This is a genomic window from Streptomyces sp. NPDC031111 (assembly GCF_055570675.1).
The window spans coordinates 243400-262081 of sequence record NZ_JBVIGS010000010.1; the positions used below are offsets into that span (position 1 = coordinate 243400).

Annotated in this window: 14 protein-coding genes; 8 read left to right on the forward strand and 6 right to left on the reverse strand. The window is 71.7% G+C overall.

All coding sequences use genetic code 11. The features are described 5' to 3' along the window. Nucleotides 1–10: 10 nt before the first annotated feature. From ACZ470_RS22240 to ACZ470_RS22265, 6 genes are all read left to right on the forward strand, one after another. Nucleotides 11–211 carry a hypothetical protein gene (locus ACZ470_RS22240; protein WP_468429617.1) on the forward strand — a complete coding sequence of 67 codons (201 nt, stop codon included), beginning with the start codon at nucleotides 11–13 and terminating at the stop codon, nucleotides 209–211. 60 nt (nucleotides 212–271) lie between these two features. After that, on the forward strand, nucleotides 272–1906 hold the full coding sequence (locus tag ACZ470_RS22245; protein WP_468429619.1) for a fucose isomerase: 1635 nt from the start codon (nucleotides 272–274) through the stop codon (nucleotides 1904–1906). A gap of 106 nt (nucleotides 1907–2012) precedes the next feature. Beyond that, nucleotides 2013–3710, forward strand: a complete 1698-nt coding sequence (locus ACZ470_RS22250; protein WP_468429621.1) for a hypothetical protein — start codon at nucleotides 2013–2015, stop codon at nucleotides 3708–3710. 131 nt (nucleotides 3711–3841) lie between these two features. Beyond that, nucleotides 3842–5239, forward strand: coding sequence for a hypothetical protein (locus ACZ470_RS22255; protein ID WP_468429623.1), 1398 nt, complete (start codon nucleotides 3842–3844; stop codon nucleotides 5237–5239). Between the two features lie 92 nt (nucleotides 5240–5331). After that, on the forward strand, nucleotides 5332–6546 hold the full coding sequence (locus ACZ470_RS22260; protein ID WP_468429625.1) for an AAA family ATPase: 1215 nt from the start codon (nucleotides 5332–5334) through the stop codon (nucleotides 6544–6546). Further along, nucleotides 6543–7808 carry a vWA domain-containing protein gene (locus tag ACZ470_RS22265; protein ID WP_468429626.1) on the forward strand — a complete coding sequence of 422 codons (1266 nt, stop codon included), beginning with the start codon at nucleotides 6543–6545 and terminating at the stop codon, nucleotides 7806–7808. The genes ACZ470_RS22260 and ACZ470_RS22265 overlap by 4 nt, the downstream gene beginning before the upstream one ends. Nucleotides 7809–7819: 11 nt before the next feature. On the opposite strand, the gene ACZ470_RS22270 is transcribed toward ACZ470_RS22265, so the two are convergent. The 6 genes from ACZ470_RS22270 to ACZ470_RS22295 all read right to left on the reverse strand — a co-directional run bounded on the left by ACZ470_RS22270 (nucleotide 7820) and on the right by ACZ470_RS22295 (nucleotide 16104). Continuing rightward, on the reverse strand, nucleotides 7820–8413 hold the full coding sequence (locus ACZ470_RS22270; protein ID WP_468429731.1) for a sugar O-acetyltransferase: 594 nt from the start codon (nucleotides 8411–8413) through the stop codon (nucleotides 7820–7822). A 114-nt stretch (nucleotides 8414–8527) separates the two neighbouring features. Then, nucleotides 8528–10567 (reverse strand): RICIN domain-containing protein, encoded by a 2040-nt coding sequence (locus ACZ470_RS22275; protein WP_468429628.1) that lies wholly within the window; start codon nucleotides 10565–10567, stop codon nucleotides 8528–8530. 123 nt (nucleotides 10568–10690) lie between these two features. Next, entirely contained in the window at nucleotides 10691–12733 is a 2043-nt protein-coding gene (locus ACZ470_RS22280; protein WP_468429629.1) for a beta-galactosidase, read from the reverse strand. Nucleotides 12734–12792: 59 nt separating this feature from the next. After that, nucleotides 12793–14136, reverse strand: coding sequence for an ABC transporter substrate-binding protein (locus ACZ470_RS22285; RefSeq protein WP_468429631.1), 1344 nt, complete (start codon nucleotides 14134–14136; stop codon nucleotides 12793–12795). 83 nt (nucleotides 14137–14219) lie between these two features. After that, entirely contained in the window at nucleotides 14220–15170 is a 951-nt protein-coding gene (locus ACZ470_RS22290) for a carbohydrate ABC transporter permease (protein WP_468429633.1), read from the reverse strand. Between the two features lie 7 nt (nucleotides 15171–15177). Beyond that, nucleotides 15178–16104 (reverse strand): carbohydrate ABC transporter permease, encoded by a 927-nt coding sequence (locus ACZ470_RS22295; protein WP_468429635.1) that lies wholly within the window; start codon nucleotides 16102–16104, stop codon nucleotides 15178–15180. Nucleotides 16105–16471: 367 nt separating this feature from the next. On the opposite strand from ACZ470_RS22295, the gene ACZ470_RS22300 reads away from it, so the two are divergent. Further along, nucleotides 16472–17464, forward strand: coding sequence for a LacI family DNA-binding transcriptional regulator (locus tag ACZ470_RS22300; protein ID WP_468429732.1), 993 nt, complete (start codon nucleotides 16472–16474; stop codon nucleotides 17462–17464). 93 nt (nucleotides 17465–17557) lie between these two features. Beyond that, nucleotides 17558–18343 (forward strand): SAM-dependent methyltransferase, encoded by a 786-nt coding sequence (locus ACZ470_RS22305; RefSeq protein WP_468429637.1) that lies wholly within the window; start codon nucleotides 17558–17560, stop codon nucleotides 18341–18343. Nucleotides 18344–18682: the final 339 nt, after the last annotated feature.

Here is an 18682-nt window from a genome sequence, read left to right on the forward strand (position 1 = left end):
CGGGGTGGGGGTGGCCGCCCGCAGTGGCCGGCGCGTCCGCGCCCTCGACCTCTTCGACAAGCCGATTCCGCGCCGGTCCGAGGACGGACACCTCCACCCCGGCCCCGCCCCACCCACCACCCGTGGGCGCCCCGCCCACAACCGAGCCGTACGGCTCGCGCCGGGCGCCCCGCCCACAACCCGAGCCGCACGGCTCGCGCACGGGCGCTGAAGACCGACCGCCAGACCTCCGCCCGTACCCCGGGTCGGACGCACTACCAACGGAGACCGCATGACCGCCTACACCCTGCCCGAACTCCACCAGCCGCCGGCCGCCGAGCCGAACACCGTCTACACCGTCGCGAGCGGCGATCTCCGCCCCGCCGCCAACACCACCTGCTGGCCCACCCAGGAGAAGCTGGAGAACGACCTCGCCGCGGCCGTCACGGACCTCGGCTGGACGGTCCACCGCGGCCACCCGGTCGACGAGACCAAGGGCCACGGATTCATCGACAGCCAGCGCGCCGGCATCGAGGTGTTCAAGAACATCCCGAAGAACGCCCCGCTGATCGTCGTCGAGGCCGTCTGGCAGTACAGCCACCACGTCCTCGCCGGCCTGCGCAGCCACGAGGGCCCGATCCTGGTCGTCGCCAACTGGAGCGGTGAGTTCCCGGGCCTGGTCGGCCTGCTGAACCTGGCCGGCAGCCTCACCAAGGCCGGCCGCGACTACTCGGTCCTGTGGAGCCCCGACTTCACCGACGACTGGGCGCGCGACGGACTGCGCACCTGGCTGGAGACGGGCACCCTCAGCCACGACCAGAGCCACGTCCGGCCCCTGCCACCCCTCCCGAAGGACGCCGAGACCGACCTCGGAACGGCCCTCGCCCGGCAGCTGCGCGAGGAGAAGGCGATCATCGGCGTCTTCGACGAGGGCTGCATGGGCATGTACAACGCCATCATCGACGACGAACTCCTCAACCCCCTGGGCATATACAAGGAGCGCCTCTCGCAGAGCGCCCTCGTCGCCGAGATGAACAAGGTCCCCGACGAGGAGGCCCAGGCCGTCCGCACCTGGCTGGACGACGCCGGCATGGTCTTCCACACCGGCACCGACGAGGCGACCGAGCTCACCGACGCCCAGCTGCTCAGCCAGTTCAAGATGTACATCGCCGCGCTGCGCATCTCCGACGACTTCGGGCTCGACGCGGTGGGCATCCAGTACCAGCAGGGCCTGAAGGACACCGTCCCGGCCAGCGACCTCGCCGAGGGCCTGCTCAACAACGTCCAGCGCCCGCCCGTACGCAGCCGCGACGGCGCCCGCGAGCTCTACGCCGGCGCGCCCCTGCCGCACTTCAACGAGGTCGACGAGGGCGTCGCCGTCGACTCCCTCGTCACCAACCGCATCTGGACGGCGATGGGCCTGGACCCGGCCACCACGCTGCACGACATCCGCTGGGGCGAGGAGTACGAGGGCCGGTTCGTCTGGGTCTTCGAGATCTCCGGCTCCGTCCCCGCCTCCCACCACGGCGGCTACGACAAGTCGTACAGCATGCGCCAGCCCCCGATGTTCTTCCCGCTCGGCGGCGGCACCCTCAGCGGCGTGTCCAAGCCCGGCGAGATCGTCTGGTCCCGTGTCTTCCTCATGGACGGCCGCCTCCACGTCGACATCGGCCGCGCCAGCGCCATCGAGCTGCCGGAGGAGGAGACGCGGCGCCGGCTCGACGCCACCAACCACCAGTGGCCGATCATGCACGCGGTGCTGCACGGCGTCACCCGCGACCAGTTCATGGCCCGCCACCGCGCCAACCACCTCAACGTGGCCTACGCCCCCGACGCGGAGACCGCCGACAAGGCCCTGCGCGCCAAGGCCGCCCTCTTCGCCGAACTCGGCGTCGAGGTCCACCTGTGCGGCGACGTGACGCTCTAATCGCCCCGGCGTCACCCCCGCCGGACCCCGAAGTTTCCGCCCGCCGCCCGTGAGAGCGGCGGGCGGACCCGCACCGCACGTACCGGAATCCTCCGAGGAGTACACCGTGCGCACTTCCAGAGTTCTGATCACCCTGGTGACCGGCCTGGCCGCCGTCACCACGATGACCGCCCCCGCCGCCCCGGCCGCCTCAGCCGCCCCCGCGGACGGCCGGAAGACCCCCGCCAAAGCAAACGCCCTCGCCAACGCCCCCGAGAGCACCTACTTCTCCACCGTGGACGTGGCCCCCGGTGCCACCGTCGGCGCCCCCGCGATCGGCGACAACAAGGAACACGGCGACCTGTGGCCGTCGTGCTGGTCGGACGACGACCACGTCTACTCGGCGTACGGCGACGGCGTGGGCTTCGGCGACACCTGGCACGACATCGGCGTGACCCGCATCAGCGGCATGCCCGGCAACCTGAACGGCACCCAGAAGGCCACGAGCGACGAGGTCGGCCGGATCTGGGGCGACCCCGCCCAGTACTACCGCAAGCCCACCGGCATGGTCTGTGTGAACGGCGACCTGTACCTCGCCGTCCAGGACCTCAAGCGCGGCACCCTGGACCACGCGCCCAGCGCCACCATCGTCAAGTCGACCGACAAGGGCGCGACCTGGACGTCGGACAAGACCACGCCGATGTTCGCCGACCACAAGTTCACCACGGTGATGTTCCTGGACTACGGCAAGGACAACGCCGAAAGCCCCGACGGATACGTCTACGCCTACGGCATGGACCACAACTGGCGTGACACCTTCGACCCCGACCCGGACCCCGTCGACCTCTATCTGGCCCGGGTCCCCGCGAACTCCATCCAGGACCGCTCAACCTGGCGGTTCTACGCCGGCGACAGCGGCGGCAGGCCGCAGTGGACGTCGAGTCTCGACCAGCGGGTCCCGGTGCTCCACGACGACCGGCGCATCTACCAGAACGTGGGCACGGCCGGCCGGGTCAGGGACCTGAGCAGGATCAGCCAGGGCGGCGTCGTCTACAACAAGCCGCTCAACCGCTACATCTACACGTCCTGGACGGAGTACACCTTCGAGTTCTACGAGGCGCCCACCCCCTGGGGCCCGTGGAAGCACTTCACCCCGAAGGACTTCGGTGGCTACCCCTGGACGCACACCAAGCACGGCGGCTACGCCACCACCATTCCCTCCAAGTACATCAGCGCGGACGGCAAGTCGATGTGGCTCCAGTCCAACGTCTGCCCCTGCGGCGGCGGTTACCCGCCCGGTGACTTCTGGGCCTACACCTACTCGCTGCGCAAGCTCTCCCTCACCCCCGCCGTTCCCACCACCCCCGGCAACACGGCCGACGCGGCGCGCAACCTCGCGCGGGAACCCGGCACCGTGCCCGTCGAACGCGCCACACACTTCGGCACGGCCATCTACAACGACGGGAACAGGACCCAGAACGAGGACGACTGGAACGACGAACGCAAGACCACCAGTTGGTGGGGCTACACCTGGCCGCGCCAGTACCACGTCAACCGGGTCGCCTACACGACCGGCACGATGTTCGGCGACGGCGGCTGGTTCAGCAGCGCACCGAAGGTGCAGGTCCGGCGCGACGGCGTATGGACCGACGTCACCGGCCTCCAGGTGAGCCCGGCCTACCCGACGTCGTCGGCGGCCGGCACGAACCGTACGTACGTCTTCGACTTCGCCACCACGAGCGGTGACGGCGTACGCGTCATCGGCGGCAGCGGCGGAACACAGACCTTCACGTCGATCGCCGAACTCGAGGTGTACCACCGCTAGTTGTCGCCTGGTTGTCGCCGGCGCGCGGAAAAAGCCGGCTGACAGGTCGTGTCGCGGCGGGCTATGCTCGCCGCGATGACCACTCACTCTGTTCACAGATTGGGGGTCCCGTCCACGCAAGGTGAGTGCTGATGCACCCACACCTCGCGGACGGGGACTCCCGCCTTTCCTTCTGGCTGCGCGTGCGTGAGTACGCCGTGCCGCCCTCCATGATCGAGACCGCGACCGCCCGCCGGGCAGCCGGCGACTGGGCCGGGGCGTGCGCCGCCGCCCGGATCGACGTCGACCTCCAGTTGCGGTCCCTGGCCCGCAGCCACGGACGGGAGCTCACGGCCCGAGTCCGCTCCGACCTACGGCACCTGGCACCCGACCTGCTGCGCTGGCACCTGCCGAGGATCGCCCCGGACGGACTCCTGCGCCCCGGCCTCACCGTCGCCCTGGCCCGGTACGACCGTCCCGGCACCTCGGCGGACGACCGTCAGGACCCCGTGTACCTGGTGGCCCGGACACCGCCCGCCTGGGCGGACGGCGGGCAGCGGATCGGCCTCGCCCTGTGGGACGCCTCGCGGCCCGGCGCCGACGCCCGGCACCATCCGCATCCGCGGCCCGGGCCCCGGTTCCGCCTGGACCTGCACCGCCATCTGTGGGACGCCCGCCGGGCCGGTGAACTGCGGGTCCGGTCCGGTGCCGACCGGCCGCCGACGGATTCCGGTACGCACGCACTCGTCCCGCCCGGACACCACTGCGCCGTGGACCGCTGGGCCGACGAGGCCCGGATCGTGCTCCGCGACGCCGGGCGCGCCACCGGTTCCGTCGGCGTCCGGACCGGCGCCGGACTCCGGCTGGTCCTCACCCTTCCCGACGACGGTGACGGACCGGCTCCGCCCACGACGCGGATCACACCCGCGGCCACCGCCGGATCCGTAGCGGCACTGCCCGTACTGCCCGACGCGGCGACCCATGTGCTGCCCGACCTCCAACTGCTGCGCGCCGGCGCGATCGAGGCCGGGCGGCTGCATCCCCTGGTCGCCGCCGCGCTCGTACCGGGCCGCGCGGCGACCGGCCCACCACGGACACCGGACCCGGCAGGGCGGCACCACCCCGTGGAGTGCCGTGGAGCCCGGCACCGCATCGGCCTGGTCGACGGCGTCCTGGTCCCCCTGGACCACCACCCGGACGAGATCCGGCGGGAGGAACTGCTGGCCGCGCTGGGCGGCCCGCCCCTTCCCTGCCTCCAGGTCATCGACCGGGCACACCGCAGGCCGGACTGCCTCACCGGCGTACGCGAACGACTGGACCACGGTGACACCGCCGGGGCGCTGGCCGTCGTCGAGAGCCTCCTGGGGCCGAAGGCACGCCTGCGCGGCGGGCCCCTGCGGGACGCGCTCGAGACGGCCGCACGGCGGCGGATCGACTACGGGCTGTACCGGTCGGGACTGCGCGGACCCGCACCCGACCGTGCCCGCCCGGGCGATCCCGCTCCCGGCGACCGCCGTACCCGTCCCCGCCACGCGACCACGCACCGCTGACGCCACCCCGACCACCCACCGCTGACGCCCCCGGGGACACGCGTTCCCGCGCCCACTTGTTCACCACCCCACACATCCACAGGTGATCACCCATGCCCACACATACCGCATCCCGACTCGATGTCGCCGGCGACCTGCTCACCCTGCTCCGCGACACCACCACCGAACCGCGCCCCGACATCCAACTGGAGGCGCTCACCCTGGCCGTGGCCGCCGACCTGCCCGTCCTGCTGTGGGGCGAGCCCGGAATCGGCAAGACGGCCGCGCTCACCCAACTGGCCACCGCCCTGGACCTGCCGCTGACCACCGTGATCGCCAGCGTCCACGAGCCGTCCGACTTCTCCGGGCTGCCGATCGTCGGCGACGACCCCGCCGAACAGGGCGTCCCCATGGCCCCGCCGGACTGGGCCGTGCGCCTGGTCCGGGCCGGCCGGGGCCTGCTCTTCCTCGACGAGCTGTCCACCGCCCCGCCCGCCGTCCAGGCCGCCCTGCTGCGGCTGGTGCTGGAACGGCGGATCGGCGCCCTCCGGCTGCCGCCCGGCGTGCGGATCGTCGCCGCCGCCAACCCGCGGGCCTCGGCGGCCGACGGCTGGGAGCTCAGCCCGCCCCTGGCCAACCGGTTCGTGCACCTCCAGTGGACCCACGACCACGAGGTCGTCGTCCGCGGCCTCGGCGGGACCTGGCCCCGGGCCACCCTGCCCCGGCTCGACCCGGAGAAGCTGCCCGAGGCGGTGGCCCACGCCCGGCGTGCCGTGTGCGGATTCCTCACCGCCCGGCCCCCGTTGGTCCACCGGCTGCCCAACAGCGAGACGCGCCGGGGCGGGCCCTGGCCCTCGCCCCGCAGCTGGGACATGACCCTGAACCTGATCGCCTTCGCCACCGCGGCCGGTTCCTCCCGCGACGTGCTGTCCCTGCTGGTGCGCGGCACCGTCGGCGACGGACCGGGCCTGGAACTGCTGGCGAGCCTGGACCGCATGGACCTCCCCGACCCCGAGACGCTGCTCGCCGACCCGGCCGGCGCCGAGCTGCCCGAACGGGGCGATCTGCGCCAGGCCGTGCTCGACGCGGTGGTGGCCGCCGTACGGGCACGCCCCGAGAGGTCCCGCTGGGACGCCGCCTGGGCGCTCCTCGCCCGAGCGGCCGACACCGGGGCGCCCGATCTGGTGGTCGTCCCCGCGACCACCCTCGCCACCCTGCGCCGCGAGGACTGGGACGTACCGGTCACGATCGAACGGCTCACCTCGGCCGTTTCCCTGTCCCGGCGCGCGGACCGGGCCGCCGCGCGGGTCGCGGCGGGGACGAAATGACCACGCGCCCGCCGGAGACACCGGCCCCCGCGCTCGACCTCGGCAAGCTCCTCGCGGCCCGGCTCCAGGCGGCGCGCGCCCGGCCCTACCTCGCCACGGCGCTGTTCGCGCTGCACCCCGTGGAGTCCCGGCGCGTCCCCACGATGGCCGTCGACCGGCACTGGCGCTGCTACGTCTCACCGGCGTTCGTGGAGAGCACACCGGTGGAGGAACTGGCCGGCGTCTGGGTGCACGAGGTGTCCCACCTGCTGCGCGACCACCACGGACGCGGCGACCGCGTCGCCCGCGAACGCGGACTGCACGGGCCGGGGGAGCGGCTGCGCATGAACATCGCCGCCGACTGCGAGATCAACGACGACGTGTACGGCGACGGCCTCGCGCGACCCGACGACGTGATCCTCCCCGAGACACTGGGCCTGCCCGCGGGGGAGCTGATGGAGGACTACCTGCGCCAGTTCCGGCTGGGTCCGTACACGCAGGGCATGGTCTGGCTGGACTGCGGCAGCGGCGCCGACGGACTCGAACGGGAGTGGGACCTGGGCCCGGACGGCGCCCACGGGCTCAGCGAACAGGAACGCGACGCGGTGCGCTTCCGTGTGGCACGGGGCATCACCGCCCGGCCGGGCAGCGCGCCGAAGGGGTGGCGGCGGTGGGCGGAGGAGGCGTTCCACCCGCCGCAGCCCTGGCGGGAGTTGCTGGGCGCGGCGCTCCGCTCGGCGGTCTCCGGCTCCGGAGCGGGGGACGACTACAACTACGGCCGGCCGGCCCGGCGTTCGGCCGGGGTGCCGGGTGCCGTCCTGCCGAGTCTGCGGCGGACACCGCCCCGGGTGTCGGTCGTCATCGACACCTCGGGCTCGGTCAGCGACAGCGAACTCGGCACCGCGCTGCTGGAGGTCGCCGCGATCTCCCGGGCCGTGGGCGGCCGCCGCGACATGGTGTCCGTGGTGTCCTGCGACGCGGCCGCCGGAACGGTGCGGCGGCTGTGCCGTGCCGAGGGCATACCGCTGACCGGCGGTGGCGGCACGGACCTGCGGTCCGGCTTCGCAAGGGCCCTCGGGTCCCGGCCCCGCCCGGATGTCGTCGTCGTCCTCACCGACGGGCAGACACCCTGGCCGGACACCCGGCCGCCCTGCCGGACGGTGGTGGGCCTGTTCCCCCGGGAGTACGCGTCCTGGGACGAGGACGACCCCGACTACGTGCCGGACACCCCGCCCGACTGGGCCCGCGTGGTGACGCTCGGCGCGGGACCCGGGACCCGGTGAGCGGGGCCCGCTCAGCTCCGTGCCGTACGGGGCGGCCGGTAGCTCCACTCCCGGTCCGCGTCGGTGATCGGCCGCAGGACGCGCGCCGGGGTTCCGGCGACGACGGTCATCGGTGGCACATCGGCGGTCACCACACTGCCCGCCCCGACGACCGAGCCCCGCCCGACGGTCACGCCGGGCAGGAGCACCGCGCCCGCCCCGATCCACACGTCGTCCTCGATGCGCACCGGCGCCGAGAACTGGCTGCCGTCCCGGCGCAGTTCCGGGTGCACGGGGTGCCCGGTGGTGCTGACGGTGACATGGGGTGCGAACATCACGCGGTCGCCGACGAAGACCTCGACGTCGTCGACCAGGGTGAGGCCGAAGTTGACGTACACGTCGTCGCCCAGGTGCACATGACGGCCGTAGGCGACGTGCAACGGCGGCTCGATCCACACGCCCCGGCCCACCGAGCCGAGCAGTTCGCCCAGGAGGGCGCGGCGGGCGTCCTGGTCGCGCGGGCCGGTGGCGTTGTACTCGGCGGCGAGTTCCTTGCCGCGGAGCCTCTCCTCCTCGAGCCGTTCCAGGCCGGGCGCCGCGTCGGTGTACAGCTCGTGGGCCGCCATGCGGCGGCGTACCTCGCGCTCGGCGTCGTCGTGTGCCACTGGTTCTCCATGGTGTTGTGGAAGCGGTCCGGCCGCACCACCGGGCGGTGGTGCGGCCGGATGCGGGCGGATCGGTCAGTCCGTGACGTCCGTGACCGTCCAGCGCTGGTTGGAACCGGAGTTGGGCTGCCAGGTGGTGACCGCGGCGCCCTCGTGCGTGGCCTGTCCGCCGACCTCCAGGAGACGGCCGGTGGCCGCGTTGACCAGGGTCCAGGTGCCGTCGCCCGTGGACGACATGATCCACTCGGCGGCCGGGTCCCGCTCACCGGTGTCCGGCTCGGCCACCGGCACGTCGTCCCGCACGGTCAGCCGCCTGCCGTCCACCGGGTTGGTGAACTCGTAGCGCTGCCGCACGCCGTCGTCGGGACGCACCGCGCTCAGCCGCCACTGCTGGGAGGCCGAGTCGTCGCCGGTGCCGATGACGAGGCTCCTGCCGTCGTCGGCGACGGTGACCGCCTTGCCGCTCTGCACCCCGGTCAGGGTGTAGGTGTGGCCCTTGCGCAGCAGCGGGGCGTCCTTCGCCACGCCGGAGACACCGCTGACGACGAAGGACGTCACCGACTGGGCGGGCACGGTGAAGGTGGCCCGGCGGTCGGTGACCTGGATGGGCTCGTGCCGTTCCAGCTTGCCGTCGGCGCTGGTGACGACGGGGGTGACGGTCGCGTTCCGGCCGACGGTACGGAACTTGGACAGGTCCAGGGTGACGTCGCGGGCCCCGGTGGTGCTGTTGACGTGGACGACCGAGGCGCCCCTGCCGTTCTTCGTCACCGCCGCCGCGCTGGAGGTGTCGTCCACCTGGATCAGCCGGTCACCGGGCTTGATGAAGTGGGTGAAGTTGCGGGCGGTGTCGAACTTCGTGTTCGTGTATATGGGGCAGGTCTCGAGGGTGTCCTCGGAGGTGCAGCTGAAGGGGAGCTGGATCTCGCCCCAGTTGCCGCCCTTGGCGGACTCGCCGCCCGGCTTCATGTTGTCGTAGTCCTCGACGGGCTGCCAGAACACCCAGGCGCGCGGCTCCAGTTCGCGCAGGTCGTCGACGATGCGCTGGGCGAGGCCGAGACCGGGGCGCATGTCCGTGAAGCTCTGTCCGTCGCCCCAGTCGCCCTCGACCTCGCTCATCCACAGCCGCTTGTCCTCGGCCTTGGCGATGTCGCGCACGGTGGTGCGCTGACCGGTGCCGTAGGTGTGGACGTTCATCTGCCCGACGAGGTCACGGGCCTCGGGCGAGTAGGTGTTCCAGTTCTGGGCGAAGATGGACGGGTTGGTCTCGTCCATCGCGGCGATCTCCGCATTGGTCCCCGCCTTCCTCAGCGCCGGGTCGAGGGCGTGCAACACCTTCTCCTGGAGCCCGGGGCCGATGTGGGCGCCCTCCTGGCGTCCGCCGACGGGTTCGCCGTCCGCGCCGAGCCGTGTGCTCCAGTAGTTGGTGTTGGGCTCGTTGAAGGGGTCGACGGTGTCGACCTCGATGCCGTGCGCCTTCTCCAGCCGCTTGGTGGCGCCCGCCATGTAGGCGGCGAAGTCGTCGACCGACTCGGCCCTCAACTGGTCGGCGGTGGCGTCGAATCCGCCGGAGACATAGCCGCTGACCGTCATGAACCAGGGCGGGGAGTTGCTGAAGGTCTCCCAGTGGGTGATGTCCTGCTTGATGCGGTCCACCCACCAGCGCTGGGTGGCGTCGGCGTCCTCGTTCCAGTCGGCGGGGTCCTCGGCGTCCCACCAGTCGGTGTCCTCGCGGGTGGTGCCCGCGGGCGCCTTCCACCAGCCCTCCACGGCACCGCCGGCGCGCAGATAGTCCTTCACGTCGGGGGCGTTGCCGCCGCCGACGTTGTACCGGGCGATGTTCAGGGCGAGTCCGTCGTCGCCGAACAGCAGCCGGGCGAGCTTCTCCCGGATCTCCGGCGGGTAGTCGCCGGTGGCGTTGGCGAACCAGACGAGGCTGGTGCCCCAGCCCTCGAACTCCTCCTGCTGGTAGGAGGGGTCGGGCCGGACGGTGACGGAGGGGGTGTCCGCGGCCTGGGCGGCGGACGTCGGCCCCGGTATCAGGGCGGCCCCGGTGGCCAGGGCTGCGGTGAGCCCGGCGGCCGTGACGAGCCGTCTGTTGCGGGTGCGGCGTGCCATCGGTGTGCTCCCAACGGTGAGGTGTGGTCGCGCTTCTGTCGACCCTCCCGCCGCGGTCGCCGCCGGCGGGAGGGGACGGCCCCCGGAACGGGTGCGTGCCGTCCCGGGGAGCTGTGGGGGGTGTCAGCCGGCCGGCTGTCGCAGTACGGCGACGGCGCGGGGGCCGAGCGTGAGGGCGCCGTCGGCTCCGGTGGTGCCGACGAGTACGTCCCCGTCGAGGCCCCGCACCGGGACGGTGCCGTCAGTCCGGTTCACCAGGAACAGGAACCGGCCCTCGGCGCCCCGGCGGACGACCGGTTCGACCGATCCGCGCACCTCCGCGGGCAGTTCGCTCTCCACCCCGGCCGGCTCCAGCAGCCGCGGCAGCAGCGAGGTGAGCCCCTCGACACCGAGCCGGGTGGAGACGTACGCGGCGGAACCGGCGCCCGTGGGCCGCCGGGTGACGGCGGGCTTGCCCGCCTGCTCACCGGTGCGGTAGCGGGCCACGACCTCGGTGTCGGCGCCGGTCACGGTGATCCGGTCGGTCCACAGGGTGCCGGCCGTGCCGTCGTCGAGTTCCACTCCGGCACCGGCGAGCAGCGGGCCGAACTCCTCGATGCGGATGCCCAGCAGGTCGCGCAGGGCGCCCGGGTAGCCGCCGAGCCATACGTGGTCGTGCTCGTCGACGACACCGGAGAAGTAGGTGGTGATCAGATGGCCGCCCTGTTCGGCGTACCGGGTGAGCGTCTTGGCCAGGTCGGCGGGGACCACGTGCAGCACTGGGGCGATCAGCACCTGGTGGCGGTGCAGATCGGCCCGGGTGGTGACTAGGTCGGCGCGGATGCCGAGGGCGAGGAGCGCCGAGTACCAGTCGAGCGCCTCCTGCCGGTAGTCGAGCAGGGAGGTGGGGTGGGAGTCCTGCTCGCTCGCCCACCACGACTCCCAGTCGTAGAGGATGCCGACCCGGGCGGGCTCCCGCTCGGTCCCGGCGACCGGGGCGAGGGTCCTCAGGGTCGCGCCGAGGTCGGTCACCGCGCGGAACAGCTCGCTGTCCGCGCCGGCGTGCGGGACCATCGCCGAGTGGTACTTCTCGGCACCGGCGGCCGACTGCCGCCACTGGAAGAAGCACACCGCGTCGGCGCCGTGGGCGACGTGCAGCAGCGAGTCACGCGCCAGGTCGCCCGGGCGCTTGGCCACGTTGACGGGCTGCCAGTTGACGGCGCTGGTGGAGTGCTCCATCAGGAACCAGGGCCGCCCGCCCGCGATGCCGCTGGTGAGGTTGGCGGAGAAGGACAGCTCGTCGCGGTCCTGCGGGCCGGGGTGCACATAGTGGTCGTTGGAGACGAAGTCGATCTCCGCGGCCCAGTCGGGGTAGTTCATGCCCTTGGTGCCGCCCATCACCATGAAGTTGGTGGTGACGGGCACGTCCGGGGTGAGCTCCCGCAGGATCTCCCGCTCGGCGCGCAGATGGTCCCTGAGCGCGTCCGAGGAGAACCGCTTGAAGTCCAGCTGCTGCGTGGGGTTGGGGTGGGAGGCGGCCAGCCGGGGCGGCAGGATCTGCTCCCAGTCGGTGTACCGCTGCGACCAGAAGGCCGTGCCCCAGGCGGTGTTGAGCGCGTCCAGGGTGGTGTACCGGGCGCGCAGCCAGTCGCGGAAGGCGCGGGCCGCGTCGTCCGAGTAGTCGTAGACGTTGTGGCAGCCCAGTTCGTTGTTGACGTGCCAGGCGACGAGCGCCGGGTGACCGGCGTAGCGGGTCGCGAGCTCCCGGACCAGGCGCTGCGCGTAGCGGCGGAAGACCGGCGAGGTGGGACGCCAGTGCTGCCGCGCCCCGGGCCACAGCGTCTCGCCGGTGGCGGTGACCGGGAGGATCTCCGGGTGGGCCGTGGTGAGCCAGGGCGGCGGGGAGGCGGTGGCGGTGGCCAGGTCGACGCCGACGCCGCCCTCGTGCAGCAGGTCCATCACCTCGTCGAGCCAGGCGAAGTCCCAGGTGTCCTCGGCCGGTTGCAGACGTGCCCAGGAGAAGATCCCCACGGACACGACGTTCACCCCGGCCTCGCGCATCAGCCGGACGTCCTCCTCCCACACGGTGCGGGGCCACTGCTCGGGGTTGTAGTCGGCGCCGTAGAGGAGACGGGGGGCGGGGTCACCGTCCGTCCCGCCGGTGCGGGACAGGAGGGTGGAGATCATGGCGGTCCTTCCGGGTGGGCGTCGGGCGGCGCGCTACCGTGCGCGCCGCCCGGCGTGTGCTACTTGTCGACGGTGAAGCCCTGCTCGTTGCCGTACTGGACGGAGGCCTCCTGCCAGGTCTTCAGTCCCTCGGCCAGCGTGGTGCCGGAGACATAGGCCTTGCCGACGGTGTCGTTGAAGATCGAGTTGGCGTACACCTGGTACGGCAGGTACGACCAGTCGTCGGCGACGTTCGCGGCCGATTCGGCGAAGACCTTGTTGGCCTGCTGTCCGCCGAAGTACGGGAACTCGGTGTTCTGGAACTCCTCGGAGTTCAACTGCTTGGTGGTGGCCGGGAAGGCGCCGCCCTTCACCCGCGTGTCGACGCCCTTGCCGGCGTTGGCGTACTCGACGAAGGCGTAGGCGAGGGCCTCGTTGCCGCCGAGTTCGGGCAGAGTGAGGGCGCTGCCGCCGTTCTCCGCGCTCGCCTTGCCGCCGGCCTCCCACTGCGGGAGCGGGGCGACGCGCCAGTCACCGGCGGCGTCCTTCACCCCGGAGGCGAGGTTGGCGGGCATCCAGGCGCCGATGGCCAGCGTGGCGATGGTGCCGTCGCCGAGGCCCTTGTACCACTCGTCGGACCAGCCGGTGACGGGCGCGACGAGCTTCTCGTCGAGGAGCTTCTGCCAGGTGTCGGTGTACGTCTTGGCGCCCTGGTCGGTGAAGTCGATGCCGACCTTGGTGCCGTCCACCTTGTAGGGGCGTGAACCGGCCTGCCAGAGCAGGCTGGTGGTGAAGCCGGCGTCGCCGGCGTCGTTGGTGATGTAGACCTTCGGGTCCGCCTTGTGCAGGGCGCGGGCGGCGTCCACGTACTCGTCCCACGTCGTGGGCACCTTGATCCTGTGCTTGTCGAAGACCTTCTTGTTGTAGAAGAGCGCCATCGGGCCGGAGTCCATGGGCAGGCCGTAGATGCCCTCGCCGCCGGCCTTCACACCGTTCCACGGGCCGGGGGAGTACTGGTCGGCCAGCTTGTCGGCGCCGAAGCCCTTGAGGTCGGTGAGCTGCTTCGTGAGCGCGTACTGGCCCATGGCGTAGTACTCGACCTGGGCGACGTCCGGGACGCCCTTCTTCGCCGACATGGCGTTCTGGAGGGCCTTGTACTGGTCGTTGCCGGTGCCCGCGTTGACCAGGTTCACCTTGACGTTCGGGTGTTCCTTCTGGAAGTCGGCGGCCACCTGCTTCAGCGTGGGCTCCCACGCCCAGACGGTGAGGCTGCCGCCCTTCTCCAACGCGGCCCGGACGTCCGACTCGGAGACCGTCTTCGGGCCGGACCCCTCGTCGTCGGAGCCGCCGCAGGCGGTGGCGCCCAGGGCGAGGGCGCAGACGAGTCCTATGCCGCGCAGCAGGCGGCGGGAGTGCTTGTGCATGGACGTGCTTCCACTTCTTCGTGGCCGAAACCGTGACCGATGAGAACCGATGAGTGCCGATGGGGTGCGGGGGAGGGGCGGCGCTATTCCTTGACGCTTCCGGCGGCGAGTCCGGACTGCCAGTACTTCTGGAGCAGCAGGAACGCCGCGATCAGCGGGACGATGGTGATCAGCGAGCCGGTGACGACCAGATGGAAGACGGGCTGGCCGCCGGCGGTCGCGGCCTGGGCGTTCCAGCTGTTCAGGCCCAGGGTGAGCGGATACCAGTCGGGATCCTTGATCATGATCAGCGGCAGGAAGTAGTTGTTCCAGGTCGCGACCATGGTGAACAGCGAGACGGTGACGATGCCCGGCGCGAGCAGCGGCAGGGCGACGGTGAAGAAGGTGCGCACCTCGCCGGCGCCGTCGATCCGGGCCGCCTCCAGCAGCTCGGTCGGGATGGCCTCGCTCGCGAACACCCACATCAGATACAGGCCGAAGGGGGAGATCAGCGAGGGGATGATCACCGCCCAGGGCGTGTTGGTGAGGCCCATGTTGCTGAACATCAGGAAGGTCGGCACCGCGAGCGCCGTCCCCGGCACCGCCACCGCGCCGATGACGACGGCGAACACGGCCCGGCGCCCGGGGAATTCGAACTTGGCGAGCGCGTAACCGCCCAGCACCGCGAGGAAGGTGGCACCGCCCGCGCCCACCACCACGTACAGCAGGGTGTTGAGCAGCCAGCGGGTGAAGACGCCGTCGTCGTAGGTGAACGTCTCGGCGATGTTGTCCCAGAGGGCGAAGTCGCCGTCGAACCACAGGCCGAACGAACGGGACAGTCCCGCCTGCGTCTTGGTGGCGCTGATCAGCAGCCACACCAGCGGCACCAGGCTGTAGAGCAGCACCAGACCGGTGAGCACGGTCAGCAGGACACTCCGCCGGGGTCGGCCGGGGGAGTGCCGGCGCCGGGGCGTGCGCAGCCGCACGGCGGAGCCGCGGGGACCGGACGGGGAGGCCGCCGAACCGGCGGAGGCGGGGGTGACGGTACTGGTCATCGCTGCTTCACACTCCCTTGCGCATGCCGCGCAGCTGGACGACATAGGCGATGACCATGGTGATCAGCCCCATGACGATGGCGACCGTCGCGGAGTAGTTGTGCTGCTGGCCGGAGAAGGACAGCGAGTACGTGTAGTAGTTCGGGGTGTAGTCGGTGGTGATGGCGTTGGGCGCCAGCTTCTGCATCACGCTGGGCTCGTTGAACAGCTGGAAGCTGCCGATGATGGAGAAGATCGTCGCGATGACGAGCGCGCCCCGGATCGCGGGCAGTTTGATGGCGGTGATGACCCGGAACTGCCCGGCGCCGTCGATCTCCGCCGCCTCGTAGAGGGAGTGCGGGATGACCCGCAGCGCCGAGTAGAAGATCAGCATGTTGTAGCCGACGAACTCCCAGGTGACGATGTTGCCGATCGACGCCAGCACGAGGTCGGGGGAGAGCGGGTCGGGCAGCGAGAGGCCGAACGCGTCGTTGAGGTCGCCCACCAGGCCGAACCGGGTGCCGTACATGAAGCTCCACATGAGCGTGGCCACGACGGCCGGCACGGCGTACGGCAGGAAGATCGAGATGCGGAAGAAGTTCTTGCCGTACAGCCGCCCGCTGTCCAGGGCCAGGGCGACCAGCAGCGCGATGCCGAGCATGATCGGCACCTGGACGCACAGGAAGAGCGAGACCCGGCCGAGGGCCGCCCAGAACCGGTCGTCCCCCAGCGCCTGTTCGTAGTTGTCGAGGCCGACGAAGGTGGTCCCGCCGATGAGCTGGTCGCGGAAGAGGCTCAGATGGATCGAATACACGATCGGTGCCAGGAAGACCAGCGCGAACACGGCCACGAAGGGACCGATGAAGCCCCATCCCGTCCAGGAGCGCCGGTCCCGTCTCGCCGGAGGCGGAGCCGGCCGCGGCTCGGCGGCCACCGGCGGTTGCAGCGTCGTCATGTCGTTCCTCGCTCGTCAACATTCCGGAACCGGTGGCTCTGCCCCCTGGCGCGGAGCCGGGCGGCACAGCCCCTGGCACGAGATGTTTACGCAAACATCAGCCACCGCGAAAAGCAGCCGGAGCTGTTATGTTTACGTAAACATTCGATGGCGGCATGTCTACACTGCCCCGAGGACGACGGTCAAGGGTCCCTTGGGGAAACCGTGACGCAAGCAGCGACAGGAAGGCGGCTGACGGCGAGTGGACACGGTGGAGAGAACGCCGGCGGACCTGCCCGGCCCCGCCATCGGCGTGACCGGGAGTCCGCGGGACACGGCCGACGGCGCTCCGGCCCGGAAGCGCACCCGTGCCCGGACCACGGCGTCGATGGCCGATGTGGCCCGGCTCGCGGGAGTCTCCTCGCAGACCGTCTCCCGCGTCTCCAACGGCTACGCCGGGGTGACCGAGGAGACCCGCCGTCAGGTGCTGGCCGCCATGAAGGAGCTGGGCTACCGGCCCAACAGCGCGGCCCGCGCCCTCAAGAGCGGCGAGTTCCGCACCATCGGCGTCATCACCTTCACCCTGTCCACCACCGGCAATGTGCGCACGCTGGAGGCGATCGCCACCTCCGCCGCGCGCGAGGGATACGCGGTGACGCTGCTGCCGGTCGCCGTACCCACCCAGGACGAGGTGCGCGGGGCCTTCTCCCGGCTGGAGGAACTCGCCGTCGACGCCGTGATCGTCATCATGGAGGTGCACCTCCTGGACGCGGCGACCGTCACACTCCCCCCGCACGTCCAGGTCGTGGTCGTCGACTCCGACGCGGGCGACCACTACACGGTCGTCGACACCGACCAGCACGGCGGCACCCGCGCCGCCGTGCGGCACCTGCTCGACCTGGGCCACCGCACCGTGTGGCATCTCGGCGGTCCCGAGGGCTCCTTCGCCGCGCAGCGCCGTACGGACGCCTGGCGCGCCGCGCTCACCGAGGCCGGCCGGGTGCCGCCGCCGCTCATCCGGGGCGACTGGTCGGCGGACTCGGGCTACCGGGCCGGCCTCGAACTCGCCGCCCGGGAGGAGTGCACGGCCGTCTTCGCCGCCAACGACCAGATGGCGCTGGGCTTGTTGCGTGCCCTGCACGAACGCGGCCGGCGCGTCCCCGAGGACGTCAGCGTCATCGGCTTCGACGACATCCCCGAGGCGTCCTCCTTCCTTCCCCCGCTGACCACCGTCCACCAGGACTTCGCCGAGGTGGGCCGGCTCTGCGTCCAGGCGGTGCTGAGCAAGATGCGCCAGGTCGGCCCGGAACGGGGCACCACCCTCGTCCCGACCCGGCTGGTGCTGCGCGACAGCACCGCACCCCCGCCGGAACCCGCCTGACGATCGAACTCCTGACCGTCGTGGACCAGTTGATGTGCGAGACTTGATGATCGTCAGGCACCCCAGATCCACTCCCCGGGACGGACTCCGCCGATGGGCACACCCTCCAACCCTCCCCAGATCGACACCGGCAAGGCGCACCCGGCGCGGGTCTACGACTGGCTCCTCGGCGGCAAGGACAACTACCCGGTCGACGAGGCCGTGGGGGAGATGCTGCCGCCCCAGGCGCGGGACGCCGCCCGACAGAACCGCCGGTTCATGCACCGGGCGGCCGCCTGGCTGGCCGGTCAGGGCATCGACCAGTTCCTCGACATCGGCACCGGGATCCCCACGGAGCCGAACCTGCACCAGATCGTGCAGGGCGTCGTCCCGTCCGCGAAGGTCGTCTACACCGACAACGACCCGATCGTGCTGCGGCACGCCGAGGCCCTGCTGTTCAGCAGCCGCGAGGGCGTCACGGACTACGTCCAGGCCGATGTGCGTGAACCGGACGCCATCATCCGGCACGCCCGCGGTGTGCTCGACTTCGAGCGGCCCGTCGCGCTGTCCCTGATCGCCCTGCTGCACTTCCTCCCGGACGACCAGGATCCCCTCGGTATCGTCGGCGAGCTGCGGGCCGCGCTGCCGTCCGGCAGCTACCTGGTGCTGTCGCACGCCGCGTCGGACCTCCAGGCCGAGCTCGCGGAGCAGGTCACGGCCGAGTACGCCCGGGCCGGCATCCGCCTCGGGTTCCGCACCCGGAGCGAGGTCGCCCGGTTCTTCGACGGCCTGGACCTCGTCGACCCCGGCCTGGTGACCGCCCCGGAATGGTTCCGCACGGCCCCCGCGCCCACGCCCGAGGACAGCGGCATCTACGCCGGCGTGGCACGGCTGCCCTGACGTCCCGCGCACATCGGACGACCGGTGCGTCCGGTGGCCGTGCCGGCCCCGTTCTCCCCACGCCGCGCTCGCGCGCCCGTGACCTCGCACTCCGGGACGCCGGGGCCCTCATGGGCGTCCCCCGCACGGCCATCGCCCGCCAGTGCGCGACCCGGGCTGCCACGTGACGCCGTCCCCGGCGGGAGGAACAGCGGCGCCCCACGGCCAGGCGCCCCACGCACCGGGCCGTAGCGCGGACCCTTCGGTGATCGCCGAAATGCCCGCAGGCTAGCGTCCTCACATGAACGTTTCCTCGGATCACGGCCGGCACCAGGCGTCACCGGACGGCGGCGACACGTA